The following is a 19,232-nucleotide window of genomic DNA, read 5'->3' as shown; positions in this document are numbered from 1 at the left end:
ATGACACGATCAAACTTACATATCACCTTATCAGGCGGACAGCAGATTATCTGTGTTGCCGATAGTTCGAGCGCACCCGAACAGGGCTACATCGTAGAGCAATTATTCATTCCCCTGCTCAGCTTTAACAATAGTCATAGAGAAATTGAACTGCTTAAAAAACACTGTACGATGGACGAGAGACGTGCTAACGCAGATTACCGCTACTATATCAATTTGGTAGATAAAAAGGTAACCATGTTCGAGGAACATTTTAATTACACTTCGGAAAAGTTCAGAAAAGGAAAAGAAATAACGCAACGCTATACAAGCTACGTAGAAAATCTAAATGCCAAAGATCATGAATAATCAAACTGATACCGAACCGAAAGCATTACAGACTATCGCTGAAATGCTGATGCAGTTCGGACTCCTCCACATTCTGAACATTCGCCAAGAAGACCGGAAACAACTTCACATGGTCAGGGAATGCCTTGAAAAAATAATCCATGACAACGGCTTCCGCATGAACTACGACAGGAATTTAAAAAACAATCTCATAAAAATCAAAAATGGAAACACTGGCAAAATATAAGTTCGCAGACTGGCTCTATAACAGGTTTGTGGAAAATTACAAAAATCAAAACATTGCCGAAGCATTTACCTTCTTGGACATTCTATCACGGTATCAGATGTTCGCAATGGAAGTGCGTAAACTTTCCGATCAGCGCAGGCATATCAAAGAACTGTATCGGGATATTCAAAAGGCACTGAAAAATGGAACAGCACATAAACTATTTCTCACAGGCGAGGAAGGTGCAGCGGAATTTAAAAGGGAAATGAAAACCTATGAAAATTACCTACGGGAACAGGGCTTTTCAGAATCCTATATCACAGAATGCGTAAGCGATAAAGCAATGAACTATTATGGAAACAGCTAATTTTTTCAGACAGATTGCGATGATGGACATCAACAGCAAATTGACGCTATCCATTACAAAGGCAACAGAAAGCACGATACTCGTATCTATCTTGATTGAAAACGACAGTTGCGGGGACAAAGCGAAGAATATCATTCCCCCTTTTAACCTGAAAGGAAGTCCCGAAGAACTGGACAGTGGGTTCTTTGAACACATCAAAAAACCTGTTCAGATGGCAGACGGAGTGATTTCAAATATGCAGAACTTTCTTAAAGGTCTGGAGACGGCGCAGGCGAATTCCGCAATGGAAAAACAGAAATCAGACAAAGAAAAGGCTAAGGGCAAAAAATACAGCGAAGCAGTCCAAAAAGCCGATGCCCTCGCCAATGCAGGTAAATACAAGGAAGCTTGGTCTGCTCTGCCAAAAGTAGCGGACTACCCTGAGCATAAAGAAGAAATCAGAAAAAAACAGGACAGCTACGAAAAACAGTTTGTCCCCGATCTCTGGTCAGCTTCGGAGCCAAAAGCAGAACAGCCCGAACAACAGGAGTTTAACCCTTAAAATACAATATTATGTTAGTAGCAACAACACTTCAGCGGGTATTTATCCTCAAAGAAAAAGAACAGGAGATCAGGCTTGATGATCCTGAACCGAAATGGAATCTACAGGCGGTACTCAATTTTTATTCGAGCAACTACCCTGCCCTGACCACAGCGAAAATTTCACGTCCGACAATCGTTGACGATATCGTAGAATATCGCTTCGAGACGGTAATCGGAACAAAAGGTTAATCCAAAATTCAAAACCCATGAACCATGCAAAAAAAATATCCGCAGACGGTAAAACTTCCTACGCTCGAAAGCCAGTCACAACTGCACCGCCAGTTGGGCGAGTTCAGGAAATGGATGAAACGTCCAAAAGATGCAGGCGAACTCCGCAGGGACAGACGGCAGTCCGTACCACCTGCGATGTTACCAATGCCTTTTTGAAAGTGCAATTCTATTCTAGGTTGCAGGAGCCTGAAATTGGAGAAAAACACCACAGTACCAAATTGGAGAGGGAATTTTATCAGTCCCTCTCCATGATCTCCAAAAAACTGAATATTTCGGTACAGGATTGTAAAAGCCTTCCTTTTCCGTACAACATATCTGAATCGCTCAAACATTTTAAAGAGCAACTTAAAATCCGTACCAACGACTGGAAAGAAATTAGGTTGGTCAACGATGGAACAAGTACATTTTTTGCTCGGGAAGACAGGTATAACACAGGTTCAACATTATACTATATCCCTGTAATTCCGCTATATACGATCTTACATAAAAGAAAGACAGCAAAATCCAGTAAATTGTTGATCTCTGTTTATGCTTACATCTATCAGGTGCTTGTTGTACCCTATTATAGAAATGAAGACAGCTATCTGCACTCCATGTATGACATGCTTGAAAACTCGTATGCCGAAGAGGATGAGGACGACGAGTTTAACGACGAAAGTTCATTGGAGTTCGGTGATGCCGAGCTGATCGGTGACTATATCAAAGAATTAATTGCAGATAAAAAGCATCTACGGTCATTTCAGAAACTCCTTACCACCTTTGAACCGAAAAATAATTTTGAGAGCGATGTCCATCGGATTGCCAGTTCATTCTACGAACTTTATCACACCTACCCAAATGTGCGTATAGACCGCAAATACTTCCCCTTGCGATATAGGGAAATAACCGATGAATATGACCGTCCCATCACATTGGACAACTATGTTTCATTCTGCGCATCTATTACTGGAAATCTATTTGAAACACTCTGCGACTTCGTAAACAATGACTTGCAGGAATGTTCCGAAGTAGATGAACCAACACGTTTTTTACCTATTGACAACAGAAAAATTGAAAACAACAATTTCGATTTTGAAACTAAGGTTTTTGATTCCATAAACAACCTGATCAGACTTTGGCAGGAACATAATTTTTAACACTAGAAATCATGGAAGATATTACAAACAGTTTTGGAACCTACTTTGACCCGATATGCGCACTGGTAATTTATCAGGGTAATAACGGATATAATGAATCTTATGTCGAATACTTTGATATGGAAAATGGCGTGCCTGTAAATCCGCACCCCCTTTCAGTGATAGAAGGTCAAAGGCTATCAACGGCATTGCAGGTCAATGAGGAAAATCTGAACCTCCTTAAATCAGACGGCATTCTGCAAAGTAACCTGCTTTCCTTTGATGCAACATCATCGACAATAGTCTGGTTTACAAAAGCAGGATTTCGGGAACTTTTCTTTGATAAGAACCTCGGCATTAAGTCGGGTAAAGCGCATATTCCTCCTTTGGTGTGGATCGCAGACCGACAGACACTACATCTGTATGCCCTTTCAACAAACAGAAAACCCACGCTGAACACCCCGCTCTATTATGCGCCATTTTTTAATGTCTATGAAAATGGATCGGTTTGCATGGGTACGGTAGATATTGCCACCACTGAAACAGGATCAGTCAATGAGCTGATGACCTTGTGGGAGAATTACTTTTTCAACAGTTACTTTTCCCATCTGATGGCTGACCATAATCCTGTTAACGGGAACTGCGTGATACTATGGGAAAATCTTGTAGGCACTGGAAAAACTTTTCCGAATGACAAGCTCGTAAAAACAGCTAAAAAACTTAAAAACATATTGTTATGAGAACAGCCAAAACAAATATCCATTTTTTGGACAACTACCTGTTAAGTCCCACAAATCCGATTCGTGTGCATGTAATCGGTGCGGGCGGTACAGGCTCCAAGTTTATGACAGCGCTGATGGAAATCAATCACAGCCTGTTGGAACTTGAACACCCAGGACTGGACGTGCATCTTTGGGATGATGATATAGTTACAGGTTCCAATATCGGAAGACAACGTTTTGCCGAATCCGAAAAAAGTCTTTATAAATCACAGGCAATTATAAACCGCCTTAACCGATGGGCAGGAACAAACTGGAAAGCAGAGACAAAAAAATTTCAGCGGGATTCCGATGGAAAAATACCGAGTGGTGCAGGGGCATCAATTTATATATCCTGTACAGACACAGTCGCATCAAGAATAGAAATTTCCGAAATAATTAATGAACTTGCTGATGGATATGGATTCCACAGGGACAAAGGTCGATATTGGCTTGATCTGGGCAACACAAAATTTTCAGGACAGGGATTATTGTCCACGATCGGAAAGATAGAACAACCGACCTCAAAAAAATTTAAGACTTTTGAAAAACTGCCGTCAATCATTGAAGAATATGGCGAAGTTATGCAAAACTCCGAGCAAAATGATGATACGCCAAGCTGTTCACTTGCTGAATCACTAGCCAGACAGGATCTTTTCATTAACAGTACAATTGCTCAATTGGGGGCTTCCCTTCTTTGGAACCTACTGAAAACTGGAATGACAGAAAATCGGGGCTTTTTCCTCAACCTGGAAAATTTTAAATCACAACCTATCGCGGTCGGCAGTTGAAAAAACTGCCGGCGGCCAAAAGCCGTTGGCTTTTGGCGCGAAAATCGGCTGCAACGGCTTTCTCCATCTACTTATCCCCACTTCGACAGCCGTTGCGGGTTATTTGTGGGATACACAGTATCCCAGTGGCTTCGCAGATAGGTTCTCTAATAATTTGAATGTTGACAGTCATTTCAATCGTAATTGTTTCCTCAATTTTTGGAGTGGTACAACGTCAATTGGAACGTTGGTATTCCCTATATTGTAAATTGATGTTAATCTGCATAAGCTTCATTGAATTTATACTGTAGATGATGGTCTTATTTATATGAAATTGTTGATTTCTTACAGTAGCAAGTTTCTGGTTACAATCATCCAAAAGTTCAATTTTCTTTCAACTTTTGTTTTTCACTCCACTTTTTTGGCTTCATTCCAAAATGTTGCTCAAATAACCTCCCGAAATAGCTCAGATTAGTGAAACCTAACTGATATCCGGCTTCAGAGACAGAAAGATGTTTCTCCCTTAGCAGCCTTGCCGCTTCCTGCATCCTTAGGTATTGACTATATTCATAAATGCCCTTTCCAAAAACCTGCCTAAAAAGTTTCCTGAGTTTAAGCACATTTATACCACTAATTTTTATCAAATCCCCCTGAGTCAAAGGTTGTTCGAGAGAAGATGAAATCGCATCTCTGACACGGTAAAGACCTGCTATTTCATTACTTCGGAGGCTCTGATGAATAAAATGCTCCCTTTTGGAAAGGTTTTTAAAAAGCAGGTAAAGCAATTCCAATGATTTCAATTTGTAATATGCTTCGGAAAGTGTCCCCAATATTGGAAAATTGGCAATCTCGCTAACAAGATCAGCAATCTCAGGTGACATAAATTCTTCGATCAGTAATGTTTTTTCATCATTAAAAAGATAACCGAATGCCTCCTGATCTTTACCTATAAATCGTTTGAGAAAATCGAGTTCGATCAGTATCGTGATCTGGCTAATTGCAAAACCTTTAGGAAATACCACTTCACTTTCCAGGTGAAAAGGCGTTATCCGGACGTGAGGTTGTGTGGGAAGGAATTTTTCGTCATGAGAGTTCTCATTATGATATGAAGAATCACTAATAATGTTTTGGAAAGAAAAAAGCAGGCCTTTTTTAGCAACATTAATAGGTTTTCTCCGGTAAGTAAAAGTTTCTTCCGCAATGACGCACCGGATCATCAACAATATTTCCGGAAGCATATCAACGATATGAATCTCGTTAAGTCGCAGAAAATCTAGGGAGCCGTTAAAACCAGATGCCGGCATCCCCAATCTCTCAGCCAGATCAAGCATTTGTTTTTTCTTATCTGTCGAATTCACTTTATGGACTATTTTTATTGCAATGAGGACTATTTTATCCTTAAATGTAAAACTAATTTTGCAATAAGCATTTAAAATATTATAAAAATGAAAAAGAAAATTTTAATATCTGGCGGAGGAATTGCAGGATTAACAGCAGCAAAATTACTATCAGGACAAGGTCATCAAGTTACGGTGATTGATAGAGCTCCTTCTTTTACTAAAGCAGGTTTCCTTATCTCCCTGAAAAGTTTCGGTGTACGGATTATGGAAGAACTTGGTTTGATGGTGGAATTGCATGCCGCGTCTTCCCCATCCGAGTTTGTGAGCTTTTTAGAAAAAGACGAGCATCTAATTCAACGCATCAGCTATGAAAAAATGAACCAAAATATCGAACGCTCAGTGCTTATTTCCCGCGGCGGACTTCATAACGTACTATATGACAACTTAAAAGACCACGTCAACGTACTTTTTAACACCACGATTTCTGAGATTGCTTCAACAGATCACAAAACGGTGGTGACACTATCTGACGGACACAGAATGGAAGCTGACCTTGTTATTGTTTCTGAAGGTTTACGTTCTTCAACACGCGAACGTTATTTTACAGATTCACAAATGGAAGATTTCAATACACTGTATATGGGTGGAAGACTACAGATGGAACATTCATATGCTGTGGGCGATTTTAAAATCTACATTGATGTGGATAAAATGCTATCGATCTACCCGATTGCAAACAATGAAATTGCCATTCAGTGCTACATCCGCCATACTGGTGACCTAGCTACTTTAAAACAAAAAGCCCTGGAACTATTGCAAAACTCTTTCAATGACTATAGCGTCGAGGTGAAGGATCTGCTCAGTCGTTTTGCAGAAGATGGTATAATCTTCATCGATAAAATGGGAATGGTAGATGCTCCGGACTTGGTCAATGGAAACATGGTTCTGCTGGGTGACGCAGGATATTGCCCTACGGCACTGTCAGGGATGGGAGCTTCACTTTCAATTTATGGAGCAAAGGCTTTGTCTCATTTTATCAGTAAAACACCCGATGATTTAAAATCTGCATGCAGCAATTACAACATCCTGATGCGGCCGATCATCCGTAAGTTCCAGAGCAATGCTAGAAATAACGCTGCATCTTTTATCCCCGCCGATGCACAAAAGCTTGATCAGTTTGTGAATACATTCAGGGCTGCATCCGACATCCAAATAAAAGGAATAATGACCGATCCGATCGTACTTACGGAAGAACAGTTAAATTTTAAAATCAGCTGAGTGATGAATTTCAAAAAAATACTTTCCATCATCATTGGATTTGGAACCATTGGACTTTTAAGTTCAATCTTTGCGAAAATACAGGGCATCATTTTTCCAGCTTCGCTGTTACTTTTTAATCAGGATACTTGGAGTTTTTCCGATATCATTCAGCTTGTCGTCAAATTAGCTTGTGTTTATCTAAGCTGTATCGCAGGAGGTATTGTAACATCGTTGTGCGGCGGAAGAAACAGAGAGCAGTATATTATAGGTATCAGCATAATGCTCGTCGTAATATGGCTCTGGATAAATGCCATTCATCCATTTTGGTTTTGGGCATTATTGCTCATGGGAATCCTCCCTTGTATTCTTATCGGAGCTAAAATGAAAAATGATACTGAACGATAATTCTTAATACGGATAATTCAAATGTAAAACAAAGTGAACGAGCAAAAAACACATGCTTTATAGAAAAACATCCCTTCCTGTTTGCATTAAATTAATTTTAATAATTAGATAATGTTACGGTTTTCCGCAAGGATTGAAAGGATAAATTATTACGGATCGACGATGATTCCGTTCTCATATTTGTTTTTGCGGATAAAATCTGAAAATGATATTCCGTTTATTTCTGTAAATAGCGCAGAAAAATTTGTTCGGGAAGCAATTCCGCATTCTTTCGCTAATGTCGCACTGTTATATTTTCGGTACAGTGGATCGGTAATCAGTTTTTCAGTAATATAATTTATGCGCAGTTCACTAAGATATCGATTGAAGCTTGCTCCCTTATGCTCATTTATGACATTGGAGAGGTAATTGGAATTGACCTCAAACTTTTTTGCGACGGATTTCAGATCTATCTTTGGCTCAAGAAATTCTTTATTCAGCTCGAACTCTTCCAACTTGCTCAGAATTTCATCAACGACGTCCTGACCTATTTCAGTTCTGCTATAATGGCGGATTCTAAAAGTACCATCCTGAATCGGTATTGGAGAACTACTACCAAAGTTAATACCAAACAGGCTGTTGTTTCCTGCACCCTTCTTTCTTGACCTGATGCGCAAGACGATATAGAAGACAGTGAAAGCAGTAATAAAAATTGCCGTTATAATCAGCCAACCTCTCATTGATATCTGTCTTTCAAGCAGCGCTTTCTCCTGCAGAAGCCTCTTGGTATCATATTCTTTATGGATTTTAGAGGAGAGATAAATAAAATCTTTTTCTAATACCTTATCAACTTTAATAAGCTGGGTAGTATAATACAAAGCTTTACTGGCGTCATTTTTATCTTTATAATAAACGATAAGATCCTCATAAACATCCCTCACTTCAGGTAGCACGAAAGAATGACGGTTAAAGATCGAATCAATTTTATCAAAATTCTTAATACCCTCTTCGGCGTGCCCCAACTTCCACTGGGCCTTTCCCAGATAAGCATAAGATACCGTCAACCATGAAAAGTCATTAATTGTTATCAGGTTTTGCAATGAATTTTGGAGCGATTGGATTGCGCCGTCAAAATCCCCTTTGCGATATCTATTTATGCCCTCTTCCTTTAAAAAATAACTGTGTTCCTGTTTATAATCACTGTTCTTCCATGTATTTCCCAGCCCTATAGCAACCAGCGAATCGGACTTTTTAAAATCATGCAGGTTCCGGTAGCACACCGCCATCTGGTGCAAGGTGTTGTTATATCCGCGCTGGTTTCCATACATGAGGTTCGGGTGCAGGTCTTTCTTGGTTTCATTCTCGAAAAATTGCCGTGCCTCCTCAAAATCACTCAGCGCATCGGCATAATATCCGATATAGCTTTTTACAACTCCGATATGGTAATTGATCTTATTGCGGTAATATGGATCTTTTCTGCTCTTGTTTTTTTCAAAAGCTTTTAAATATTCATTCAGTGCAAGCTTATACTTTTTTAGATAGAAATAGTAAACAACTCCCTTACTCAGATAGGCACTGCTAAGAAGGCTGTCATTCTTCTTTTTTACAGCAACGGATATTGCACTATCTGCATACTTTAATTTTAGTGCGGGATCAGGTGAATAGTACCTTGCGTCAGTGTAACCCAGGTACAATTGCATCTGGTTTTCTTTGGCTTTTGCCATTCTGATCAGACTTTGAACGAGAGGTAAAGCAGTTGAATCATTTTCTGCCCTGCTTTCATATTGTCTTTGGATCAGATAAAATTCGCTCAGTTTTTCCTTCTGTGCAAACAACGATTCGCACAGAAAAAGGAATATCATTGACAAAAAACGAACAGGCAGGTGGTTCATGGCTAAGTATTACCATAAAATTAAGAAAAAATACAATATACCACATAAATCACCGCACAGATTGTTGGCCCACCATCCACTTCACTTATTTAATACTGATTAGCAAACACTTACAATTCTATAAATAACAAATTATATCACCGTCCGAGGATTCTAATACACGTCCGATACCACTAATACACTATTAAAAAGATCGCAAAGTAGAAATTTTTTAGGGTTGTAATAGTTCATTTTCTTTCAGTTCGTTACACTTCGGGAAACCACTATTAATAGACCGTCCGTGTATGTCCTAAGACCACAAACTGTTTCAAACTAGCGCCAAGACTGATAATTTGGTCATCAGAATTCAACACGTCTCGGCCGAGATAATCCTAAAAATTTTAACATGAAAAAAAAGACGGTTATCTCAATATCGATAATCCTTTTCTCCCTTTGCTCGATGGAATCGTGCAGACAGGACGAAATGGATATGGCACCGGAAAATACCAGCCTGGTGCAAAAAGAAAAACAGAAAACGACGTATCAAAAAACAGAGAATGATACGGTGAAAACAGCATCTAATTTACAGTTCGACGATAGTGGAGTCGAGATTGCAGATCCTCCTCCAAAAGATAAGGATCAGTGGAGACACTAACCTGTCCGTGCGATTTAATACGCTGTCCGTGTCCCTTCTGATACAACAAGTTCTTGGAATTGACCGAAAAGGCACTCTAAATTTGATGAAATAAAAATTTTGAAAACAGATTTTTGATTATTCACATAAAGCCTGCCTTCGAAAAATTTATAACAACCACCAAACTATCACATCATGAGAATTAAGAACATCATTTCAGAACTGATCATTTTTATCCTCATCTTATTATGGGCATATACATTCGCCAGTAAAATCTTCGATTTCGACACATTCAATAGGCAGATTAAGGGTGCTTACCTATTATCTGCAGGAGGATATGTCTTACCCTATGTTTTGCAGGCTGCACACCTTGGTATTGTTATATTACTGATCAAGAAGAACTGGAGGGGCTTAGGACTATTAGCTTCCCTTACAGTTATAATCATCTATACTGCATACCTTATTTACATTTTGAAATTTGCACCTAGCATTCCATGCTCATGTATAGCAGTATTCCGTGGTATGAACTGGAACGATCAGCTTTATTTTAATTTCATTGCACTGGCAATTAATAGCATTGGTCTGATCACTTTTTCATCGCTAAAGCGAGCCCCACACGATAGTGTTCAGACCACTTATAACTAAAAAACTAATAACCAAACAGGGGTAGCCGAAAACCTGAACCAAGAGTAGGCGAAAAACTAACCAAAGTTTAGCTTTTTGATTTAAAAAGCACCAATATCATGAAAAATTTAAGAATTACATTAGGAATTGCAGCAATTGCAATCGGAAGTTTCGCAGCTTTCTCTTTTGCTCCGGCAAATCAAGAGAAAGAAGACACAGTAGGAGATTTTTACGTTAACGCAGATGGATCAATGGGATCTCCTGTAGGAAGTTCAAACTTATGTCAACCGACCAGACCAAATTTATGCTCACAAGAATATAATATTGAAACCGGGCAGCCAACTGGTAATCATAAGATCAATGGTGCTAGACCATAAAAAAAGAGGTCGCTTAATTAGCGACCTCTTTTTTTACCTTTTTTATGAATTGAATAAAATCCGCTTGGCCATTTCGTGGGTCTGGAGGAATGCCAGCAAAATTTCCACGTCCATCCACAACAAACACTGCTGGGTAGCCCAAAATATTTAATGACCTAATAATGGAATGATGGAATTTTTCTTCCATTGTATATAATTGTAAGGAACTTTTACTACTATATTGCCCAATACCCTTAAGCCATCTCTCTTTTTTATCCACATTAATTGAAATAAATATAACATTTTCATCATTTAGACTTTTTTCGATTGCATCCAATGCTGGTGCCATTTGTTTACAACCACTGCAACCTGTGAACCAGAAGTCAATAATTAAAACTTTTCCCTTAAAATCAGGCAATGCATGTAAGTTACCTACCGTGTCAGCAAGACTAAAATTAAAGAATGGCTTCCCTACCTGTAAAGAACGCTGTGAACGAAAATAACTGTTTGATACTTCGGTTAAAAAGGGATTAAGCTGATCAGTATTCTTAAGATAAAAATCATATAGTACTTCACTTGTTTTGTCAAATATTTTAGAATTCAAATATGAGATCATAAAATTAGATAGTAAATAGTTTTTAACGTGCGAATTCTTTCCGAAATACTTTATAATTAAATTACAATAAGTAATTGCGCTATCAGTTTTAAAACGATCGCCCGCGTACAAAAGTGGATTTTTAAACTCGTTAAGTAGGATAAACTCTGACAGTAATGTTCCACCTGCATAAAAGATATTCTTTTCCTCAATAAACGGTTCCATTCTATTCTTTTCGACAATAAATTTTTTAAAATATGTCCTCGATGAATCGTTATCACTTCTCTTAACAGCAATAAAAAGACTTTCTAAAAGACTTTCATATACTTCTGCTCTTATTAAGCTGCGAACCTCAGCATCTAAAAATCCATTATAGCTATTACATACTGAATCAATAATATTGAGTTTCCTATCTGTTGTTAAAAACTTATAGTACAAACTTTGATCTTGGTATTTTGGATCTGTTTTGAATACTGCAAAAACATCTCGCAGAATCATTTTTTTAAAATCCACCTTTTCATAGCCTCTACCAGTAATATTAAGATTTAGAATTCCTAATTTTTTACTATCATCTATATTTATATATAAGCTATCATTGGGCGAAATAACTAATTTATAGGTTCCGGGAAAAAAGATAGATTTTCCGCTAAGCTCGATACCTACGATCATCTCTTTTTTAATATTAAAAGTAAAATCAAAGTTTCCATTTCTTGTAATAACAGTATCTTCTATTATCTGTGGATTATAGATTGAAAACGGATCATAGACAGTAAGGACCAGTTCTTTTGGACTATTAACGGCATCTTTAACGAAACCAGAAATTTTCGTTTGAGAGTGACAAAGCGCTGAACAAGATATTAATATGCAAATTACACTTAATATTTTCATTATAAGTTATTTTAATAAGAGTTCTGTGTTATGTGATTATAATTTATTATGTATTGTGGGATTCGCATTATATACCGCGGATCTTTGGGCGGTAGTGTGTAAGTATTTTCGCCAATTGTCCTTGTTAGGGTCTGAGCGAAATCGATATCATTATTTAATCTTTTGAGATCCTGCCAACGGAGGCCTCTTGTTACTAGCTCTTTTCGGCGTTCTAATAAAATAAAGCTCAAAACGTCATGCTTGTTTTTTGTAGGCATAGGAATTGCAGCGCCTGTTTTAAAACGATTTTGTAATAATAGTTTTATCTTTTCAAGACCTCCCTCAAAATCGCCAAGCCTCGCCCTGCATTCTGCACTTATTAATAGTATTTCCCCAGTGGACGTTCCAGAAAAGAGCTGAGCAGTAAAACTGCCTTTAAACGTATACTTACCGTCGCTTTGCACTTTATAGAAAATCTGTTTCCTTAGATCATTAGCATTATAACTTTCGATAAGCGCTTGGTTAATTCTGCCTGTAATACTATTCGGAGAATATTTACTTTGCATACTATATATATGAATTTCTTTGGAAATATCGTAAAAGGGATAGTCACTGGTCAAATCGATTTTGTTGAAATCCTCAATATATGAGTGATATTTAAAGCTCGAATCAGCGTTTGAAGACGCTTGCTTGTAATCATCCATAAATAAATAGGTTCTAGCAAGCAGCCCATAAGCACCTGCTTTTGCAATCTGAGTATTTATTGTCGAGGCAGAAGGTAATAGAATTGCAGATTCTTTTAAGTCCGAAACAATCCGGTCGTAAGTTTTTTTAAGGCTACCCCTATCGACAATTTCATCGATATCTTCAGTCAATTTGAGAGGGATACCTAACTCAGTTTCCGCAGTATTATAGTCATAATATTTACAAAAAGTTAACGCAAGATTCAAAAATTGCTTTGCCCTGTGATACAATGCAGTTCCTTTTATTTTATCATATTGTTCTTTATTACTATTTGTTCGATTAATTTTGGACAAACCGTTAAGGACTACATTGCAAACTTGAATTTGCGAATAAGCCATGTCCCACTCATCCCATACCAAAATTCCAAACTTTGGAAACTCTTGCGTTTTCCAAATAACTAAATCTCTATCAAATGCATTATAAAGTGCATTATACTGTTCCAACGTGAAATCATAATCATCGCATGCGGTTTCAGTTGCACCACGTCCATCACTTTGGAACACATCTGCATTCAATAGTAGATCCATGTCGTTCAAAGTAGTAGGAACAATTAATTTTATATCTCTTTTTTCTTCAAGCCAACCTTTGCTGCAAGAAACAGTAAGGTACAACGAGGCAATTGAAAAAATATATGTAATGAACTTGTTCATAATCAATTTTTAAAAATTACAATTTAAACCAAATGCTATTGTCCTGATAGGTTTGCTGGTCGGAAAATCTGGATCTAATCCCGACTTATCTTTCTTCCAAATAATACCGAGATTACTTACGTAAGTAAAAAACTTCATATTATTTATATTATATTTCTTTAGTAAGTTTTTACCAACATTATAAGCTAACGAAATATCTTGAAGCCTTATATGATCAGCTTTTCCAACAAGTATTTCCGAATTTTTATAATAATTATCGGCGACTCCGTTTCCAGGGTAAATCATTGCTGGAACGTTGGTAATCAATTCATCACCTGGCTTTTTCCATCTATTATAATAATCTCCATGTGTGTAATATGTACTATAAAGAGAACTGTACATAACAGAATTACGACGGAAATAGTAGCCAAATCGATATGTGATATTAAATGATAACTCAACTCCATATGTTGAAATTGTGTTTCTTAGGGCTCCAAAGTAAGGAGGCAAAGCATTCCCATTATACACTAGATTATTCTCGGGATTTTCAGCTAAATATTGAGTGATCTGCGAGTATTCTTTGGAGGGTAGTCCGTTCAGTAAACCTTGAACCTGACCATCTTCAGAATTTAAACCGGCAAATGGATAGGAATAAATACTAAAAAGTGGCTTTCCAACAACAGGAGTGTAACCAGATGTTAACCTTAAAATTTTGTAACTATCATCAACAAAGTTAGAAAGACTAGTTTGCTTCTGGTATTTTGTCACCCTATCCAAGGCATAAGAAAAAAGAAATATTGAATTCCATTTAAAATTAGGTTTGCTAATATTTTTTGATTGAAGTTCAATGTCAATTCCCTTTCCTTTCATGTTAGCCAAATTGCCGCGATAAGAGATATATCCAGTAGTAGGATCAATCTCTCCATTGCCAATAAGGTCAGAACCTTTACGCTGAAAATACTCAATACTTCCTGATAAGGCATTTTCGCTAGAAGCAAAATCGAATCCTATATTCCACATTCTATTTTTTTCCCACCTTAAATTCTTATTTGGTGGGTTCTGTAACTCAGCACTTGGTAATCTGTTGGTGGAATTAGTAACAAATTTTGCAGTAGTAAATGCAGTAATAGTTCTGTCTACATTTCCGCTAAAGCCAATTGTCGTTCTAAAGCTTAATACAGGCAACCAATCAATATTATAGAATTGCTCTTTTGATAAGTTCCATTTCGAGCCAACGGACCACAACGGAACTGATTTTTGATTAGTTGAAACACCAAATAAATTTGACTGATCTATTCTTGCACTTGCAGAAATTACATATCGCAAATCATAATTATAAGCACCATTCATATAATAAGATCGTATTCGATCAGTAGTTTCTGAATAGCTGTCGTTATTTGGAATAAGTGATGAACCACCTTTACCATATTGACTAAATCGCGTTAAATAATCGACTAAAACACTTGAACCAATGTGGGGATCAAAACCATATTGTCTCGAACTTATACTGTTAGCTTTTGTTTCTCTAATTTCAAATCCTCCTATGGCATTAACCTGATGTTTACCCCAAGCTTGGTCGAAATTTATTTGAAAACGCCCATTTAAGGCGGTTAGTTCACCATTTGTATTGTCAAGTCTACCACCTAATGGTATATTACGAGTCAAAATACCATTATTAAATGACGTAAATCTATTAATTTGATCTCGCATCACATAAGTATCCTGATCAAAAAAATTCCTTCGCTTCACCTGTTGATTCTCATATTGCAGGCGAAATTCTGTTGATAAAGAAGGAAGTATACTGTATTTTATTGCAGTGTTTAATCGTACTTCTGATTGCTTAAGCTTATTATCCTGCATATCTATTTCCTCCAGTGGTATAAAATCCCAGTTTAGCAAACCAGCATTGAGTGCTTTTTGCTTTAACACTGTGCTGTGATCTTTTGTAAGTATTGCTGGTTTCCCGTCATCATCGACTAGCCTTGCATAGGGATACATCTGTTCTTGCCCCATATTGCTAAGCATTGATACTACATTCGAAGTAGATTGATTGTTCTGGTTGTAGGAAAGACCTGCTGAAATTTCCAGTTTTTCAATAGGGCGAAATACTTGATTACTATTTAAGCTTATACGACTAAATGAATTACCTTTTTCCGAATTTTGATTTTTATCAAAACCCGTAGAAAAATAATAAATGTACTTTTTAGTTCCGCCGTTAAAATTCAAAGCATACTGTTGTTTGATACTATTTCTATACAAGTATTTGGTCATATCATCTCTCAAATCATATTTTCTTAATACATCTAATCTTGAGTTAGCTTCATCTTGAGTTAAGAGCCCATTTTTTTGGTCATTTAGAATACTGACGACAGGAGAATATGGTCTGTTAGTTGCGGTATTGCTGATTATCGTGTTAAAATAGCCCTTTTCAAAAAGCATTTTTTCAATATCAATAAAATCCGTTGGTGCTATCTTTGGAATATAGTAGAGATCAGGCTTCTGTCCTACGGAGACATTAGAAGTAAAACCTATATTCATCGGCTGGTCTGCTCGTCCTTTTTTAGTTTTTATGACGATCACACCATTACCAGCACGAACTCCCCAGATGGATGCCGCTGCCGCATCCTTTAAAATATCAATATCCTCAATGTCGTTCGGATTGATATTGTTGATATCACCCTCATAAGGAAAATTGTCAACAACAATTAGCGGCTGATCGTTACCAAAGATTGTAGCCTGCCCCCTGATCGTCAATTTCGGAGAACCTGAACGTTCGTCAAATAATATAGATGGTGCAATACCTTTCAGTCTACTGATTACATCAGTAGAAACCTGACGGTTAAAAGTCGCATTGTCAACTTTTGAAAAAGATCCTGTTGCCCTTTCTTTGGGAATGGACTGGTAACCACTGGCTACAACACTCACCTCGTCTATCCTATTGGAATTCGTAACAAGTACGATTCTTTCAGCACTCTTCGCCGAGACTTCCATTCTTGCGTAGCCCAGATAGGATATCAGCAGATCGGAATCAGAAAATTCACTGGGCAATTCAAAAGATCCTGTATTGTCGGAAGTTACTGTAAAATTTGTTCCCTTTACCTGAATGGTGGCGCCCACAAGTGGATTGCCATTTTCATCTACAACCCTCCCTTTAATTGTTTCCTTATTTTTTGAAGGGGATGTATTTCCGTTTGCTGGTTTTTCTTTTAAAATGATAATGCCATCAGCAATCTTGTAGGAAATCGGTTGGTCAGCAAACATTTTATTCAGTACCTCGGTAATGTTGGCATTTTTAAGGTTGATGGAAATTGGACCAGCTTTTTTTAATAGTTCTTCACTATAGGCAAAGTCATACTTTGTGCTTTTCCGTATTTCGGAAATCGCCTTCGAAAGTGGCGCTTTCTGCAGCGAAAGGCTGATCTGCTGTGCCTTAATAGCAGTACCGCTCGCAAGAAGCATAAAGAATAAGGTACTCTTTAAGCCTGCACGCAGCAATTTTTTCCTGCCCGAAAACATATCCGCCATGGGCGGTACGTTTTCCCTGTTGGAAAAATCATGTTTTTTCATAGATTTGTGTAGGGTTAATTATTAGTTGCTCGAAACTCTAGTATATAGACCCGATCGCCGGAGTGCGCTAACACTCCGGCATTATTTCAGGCCAACATATGAAACAGTAAATCTTTATTTCTTGATCTCAATCCTCCTTCCGCTCATTTTAAAATTTAAATCTGTAATTTCTCCAAGCGCATAGAGTACGCTCGTCAATTTTTTATCCCGGCTAATTGTAGCATAGACTTTTGTACTCGGAACATTCTTATAATCCACATCGATATCGTACCACCGCTCCAGTTGCCTTAGCACCTCCACCAGTTGTGCTCCTTTAAATTGGAATTCATTCTCAGTCCAACCTATAAAAGACTCCGCATCAACTTTTTTGACGTCAATACCACCCAGCACAAATCTACCCTGCTCCCCGGGTTTCAGTCTCACCAAGAGCTCATTTTGTAAATTTCTTAGCTCAACACTTCCGCTAATAAGTGTTGTCCTTGAATATTCCTCGTTAGCATACGAATTGATATTGAACTTTGTTCCAAGAACCTTGACCCGCTGGCCTTTTGATTCCACTATAAATGGACTTGAAGCATTGTGCGTAACTTCAAAATAGCCTTCACCTTCAAGTTCAACCAGTCGTTCCTCACCTGCAAATTTTGTAGGATACTTAAGTTTGGATTCGGCATTAAGCCAGACTGTCGTTCCATCCGGCAGCACTGCTTTATATTGTCCTTTACGCGGTGTAGTAAGTGTCGCAAACTGCGTCTTTGACGCTGAAACAGCCTTGCCGTCCAGATAGGTTACACCATTGGCATCGCTCTTCACGGTCTTGCCTTCCAGATCAATGACCTGACCATCGTCGAAAGTCAATGTCGCCTTATCCTTACCCGGGTCAATGTCGGCCGTGGCTATAGTGACGGTTTCATCAATGGACTGTCTGGACTGGTAATACCTGTACAGAAGCAGGGTAAGCGAAAAAAACAGCAGTACAGCAGCAGCGGAGGTCCAATAAACAACACGCTTATAATGGGAATGGCGTTTCTTCAAAACCCCATGTAATTTTTCAAGTTCCGAAGTAGTGCTGGCACCAGCAAGCTCCCGCTTTAAAAGTTCTTTGGCAACATGCTCGTCGTCTTTCAGGTGTTCAAAGAAAGCACGGTTCTCACTGCTCTGACTGAGCCAGACCTCAACCGTTTTCTCTTCAAGAACGGTCAGAACCTCTCTTCGTAAAATCTTTGTCAGAAGGGGGACAATCTTTAACTCATCAAGAATACGTTGCTCATCCATCGGTTTCATTTTAAATAGAAACCCGAAAAGATATGGCGTTGTCTCAAAAAAATTAAAAAATCAGGAATAAATCATTAAAAGTGCGATTCCGGCACCTGAAAGGGATTTTTTCAACAGTGAAAGTGCTCTTGATTTTTGGGTATTTATCGTACTGACAGGAATACCGAGCTCCTCGGATATTTCTTTTGGTGTATCACCGCTGACAAGCCTGCCCATAATGAGCCGGTATTGTTCAGGCAACAGATCAATTGCTCTGTAAAGCTCTTCATATACTTCGGTCTGAACAATACTATCCAGTACATTTTTTTCAAACTCGTCAAAGTTCTTGGAGTACAGGTCAAACCGTTTCTGATTTACTTTCTCCTTTTCAATAGCCTTGATACAGCTATTTCTTACGGATATGTATAGAAACGCTTTGATATTTGACAGCGTTTCAAATCCTTCCCTCCGGTCATATAATTTCAGAAAGATGTCCAGCACGATCTCCTTTGAAATTTCCATCCCGATATTCAGAAGTAACCGGTCTGCAAAAAATACCAATGAAGAATGAAACATCGTGAAAATACGGTCAAAAGCCAATTTATCACCGCTTTGAAACTGGGAAAGCAGTGCCCTTTCGTCGATCACATTCCGGGATGTCATAATAGGGCAATTGGTAAATGATTAAGTAAAGTTAAGTAATGTTGTGTAATATGGAAAATTTAAAAAAAAAT

At 38.0% G+C, this 19,232-nt stretch carries 20 protein-coding genes; 13 read left to right on the top strand and 7 right to left on the bottom strand.

Annotation, left to right across the window (positions count from 1 at the left end):
• The 8 genes from DEU39_RS01770 to DEU39_RS01735 are packed head-to-tail and all read left to right on the top strand — an operon-like array spanning nucleotide 1 to nucleotide 4,397.
• A complete protein-coding gene (locus tag DEU39_RS01770) occupies nucleotides 1–348 on the top strand; it encodes a penicillin-binding protein (RefSeq protein WP_120230711.1) in 348 nt (115 codons plus the stop codon).
• Entirely contained in the window at nucleotides 341–574 is a 234-nt protein-coding gene (locus tag DEU39_RS01765) for a hypothetical protein (protein WP_120230710.1), read from the top strand. The genes DEU39_RS01770 and DEU39_RS01765 overlap by 8 nt, the downstream gene beginning before the upstream one ends.
• Nucleotides 552–920, top strand: a complete 369-nt coding sequence (locus tag DEU39_RS01760) for a hypothetical protein (RefSeq protein WP_120230709.1) — start codon at nucleotides 552–554, stop codon at nucleotides 918–920. Before DEU39_RS01765 ends, DEU39_RS01760 begins: the two co-directional genes overlap by 23 nt.
• The gene (locus DEU39_RS01755) at nucleotides 907–1,461 is read left to right on the top strand and encodes a PRTRC system protein E (protein ID WP_120230708.1); all 555 of its coding nucleotides are present in this window, start codon (nucleotides 907–909) and stop codon (nucleotides 1,459–1,461) included. The genes DEU39_RS01760 and DEU39_RS01755 overlap by 14 nt, the downstream gene beginning before the upstream one ends.
• Before the next feature lie 11 nt (nucleotides 1,462–1,472).
• A complete protein-coding gene (locus tag DEU39_RS01750) occupies nucleotides 1,473–1,691 on the top strand; it encodes a PRTRC system protein C (protein ID WP_027374866.1) in 219 nt (72 codons plus the stop codon).
• Nucleotides 1,692–1,708: 17 nt separating this feature from the next.
• Nucleotides 1,709–2,869 carry a hypothetical protein gene (locus DEU39_RS01745; protein ID WP_147367543.1) on the top strand — a complete coding sequence of 387 codons (1,161 nt, stop codon included), beginning with the start codon at nucleotides 1,709–1,711 and terminating at the stop codon, nucleotides 2,867–2,869.
• Nucleotides 2,870–2,880: 11 nt separating this feature from the next.
• Nucleotides 2,881–3,588 (top strand): PRTRC system protein B, encoded by a 708-nt coding sequence (locus tag DEU39_RS01740; RefSeq protein WP_120230706.1) that lies wholly within the window; start codon nucleotides 2,881–2,883, stop codon nucleotides 3,586–3,588.
• A complete protein-coding gene (locus DEU39_RS01735; protein ID WP_120230705.1) occupies nucleotides 3,585–4,397 on the top strand; it encodes a PRTRC system ThiF family protein in 813 nt (270 codons plus the stop codon). Before DEU39_RS01740 ends, DEU39_RS01735 begins: the two co-directional genes overlap by 4 nt.
• A gap of 362 nt (nucleotides 4,398–4,759) precedes the next feature.
• Here the strand turns inward: DEU39_RS01735 and DEU39_RS01730 are convergent, their stop codons facing one another.
• Entirely contained in the window at nucleotides 4,760–5,707 is a 948-nt protein-coding gene (locus DEU39_RS01730) for a helix-turn-helix transcriptional regulator (RefSeq protein WP_147367542.1), read from the bottom strand.
• Between the two features lie 114 nt (nucleotides 5,708–5,821).
• Between DEU39_RS01730 and DEU39_RS01725 the strand changes: the two genes are divergently transcribed.
• Both DEU39_RS01725 and DEU39_RS01720 read left to right on the top strand, forming a co-directional pair.
• Nucleotides 5,822–6,994: an FAD-dependent monooxygenase gene (locus DEU39_RS01725; protein ID WP_120230703.1), complete on the top strand. Its 1,173-nt coding sequence runs from the start codon at nucleotides 5,822–5,824 to the stop codon at nucleotides 6,992–6,994.
• A 3-nt stretch (nucleotides 6,995–6,997) separates the two neighbouring features.
• Entirely contained in the window at nucleotides 6,998–7,381 is a 384-nt protein-coding gene (locus tag DEU39_RS01720) for a hypothetical protein (RefSeq protein ID WP_120230702.1), read from the top strand.
• Nucleotides 7,382–7,530: 149 nt separating this feature from the next.
• Here DEU39_RS01720 and DEU39_RS01715 read toward each other — a convergent pair whose 3' ends face one another.
• Nucleotides 7,531–9,252, bottom strand: a complete 1,722-nt coding sequence (locus DEU39_RS01715; protein WP_120230701.1) for a helix-turn-helix domain-containing protein — start codon at nucleotides 9,250–9,252, stop codon at nucleotides 7,531–7,533.
• 385 nt (nucleotides 9,253–9,637) lie between these two features.
• Between DEU39_RS01715 and DEU39_RS24200 the strand changes: the two genes are divergently transcribed.
• From DEU39_RS24200 to DEU39_RS01705, 3 genes are all read left to right on the top strand, one after another.
• Nucleotides 9,638–9,886 carry a hypothetical protein gene (locus DEU39_RS24200; protein ID WP_147367541.1) on the top strand — a complete coding sequence of 83 codons (249 nt, stop codon included), beginning with the start codon at nucleotides 9,638–9,640 and terminating at the stop codon, nucleotides 9,884–9,886.
• A gap of 174 nt (nucleotides 9,887–10,060) precedes the next feature.
• Nucleotides 10,061–10,510: a MauE/DoxX family redox-associated membrane protein gene (locus DEU39_RS01710; RefSeq protein ID WP_120230700.1), complete on the top strand. Its 450-nt coding sequence runs from the start codon at nucleotides 10,061–10,063 to the stop codon at nucleotides 10,508–10,510.
• 98 nt (nucleotides 10,511–10,608) lie between these two features.
• Entirely contained in the window at nucleotides 10,609–10,866 is a 258-nt protein-coding gene (locus tag DEU39_RS01705; RefSeq protein ID WP_120230699.1) for a hypothetical protein, read from the top strand.
• Between the two features lie 13 nt (nucleotides 10,867–10,879).
• Here the strand turns inward: DEU39_RS01705 and DEU39_RS01700 are convergent, their stop codons facing one another.
• From DEU39_RS01700 to DEU39_RS01680, 5 genes are all read right to left on the bottom strand, one after another.
• Nucleotides 10,880–12,328 (bottom strand): TlpA family protein disulfide reductase, encoded by a 1,449-nt coding sequence (locus DEU39_RS01700; RefSeq protein ID WP_120230698.1) that lies wholly within the window; start codon nucleotides 12,326–12,328, stop codon nucleotides 10,880–10,882.
• A gap of 11 nt (nucleotides 12,329–12,339) precedes the next feature.
• A complete protein-coding gene (locus tag DEU39_RS01695; RefSeq protein WP_120230697.1) occupies nucleotides 12,340–13,701 on the bottom strand; it encodes a RagB/SusD family nutrient uptake outer membrane protein in 1,362 nt (453 codons plus the stop codon).
• Nucleotides 13,702–13,710: 9 nt separating this feature from the next.
• On the bottom strand, nucleotides 13,711–17,247 hold the full coding sequence (locus DEU39_RS01690; RefSeq protein WP_120230696.1) for a SusC/RagA family TonB-linked outer membrane protein: 3,537 nt from the start codon (nucleotides 17,245–17,247) through the stop codon (nucleotides 13,711–13,713).
• A gap of 114 nt (nucleotides 17,248–17,361) precedes the next feature.
• The gene (locus DEU39_RS01685) at nucleotides 17,362–18,519 is read right to left on the bottom strand and encodes a FecR family protein (protein WP_183037359.1); all 1,158 of its coding nucleotides are present in this window, start codon (nucleotides 18,517–18,519) and stop codon (nucleotides 17,362–17,364) included.
• Between the two features lie 60 nt (nucleotides 18,520–18,579).
• Complete coding sequence (locus tag DEU39_RS01680; RefSeq protein WP_120230694.1) at nucleotides 18,580–19,161, bottom strand: RNA polymerase sigma factor; 582 nt, start codon at nucleotides 19,159–19,161, stop codon at nucleotides 18,580–18,582.
• Nucleotides 19,162–19,232: the final 71 nt, after the last annotated feature.

The sequence above is a fragment of the Chryseobacterium sp. AG363 genome (assembly GCF_003610675.1).
GTDB lineage: Bacteria > Bacteroidota > Bacteroidia > Flavobacteriales > Weeksellaceae > Chryseobacterium > Chryseobacterium cucumeris.
This window is presented reverse-complemented; position numbering and strand designations above follow the sequence as displayed.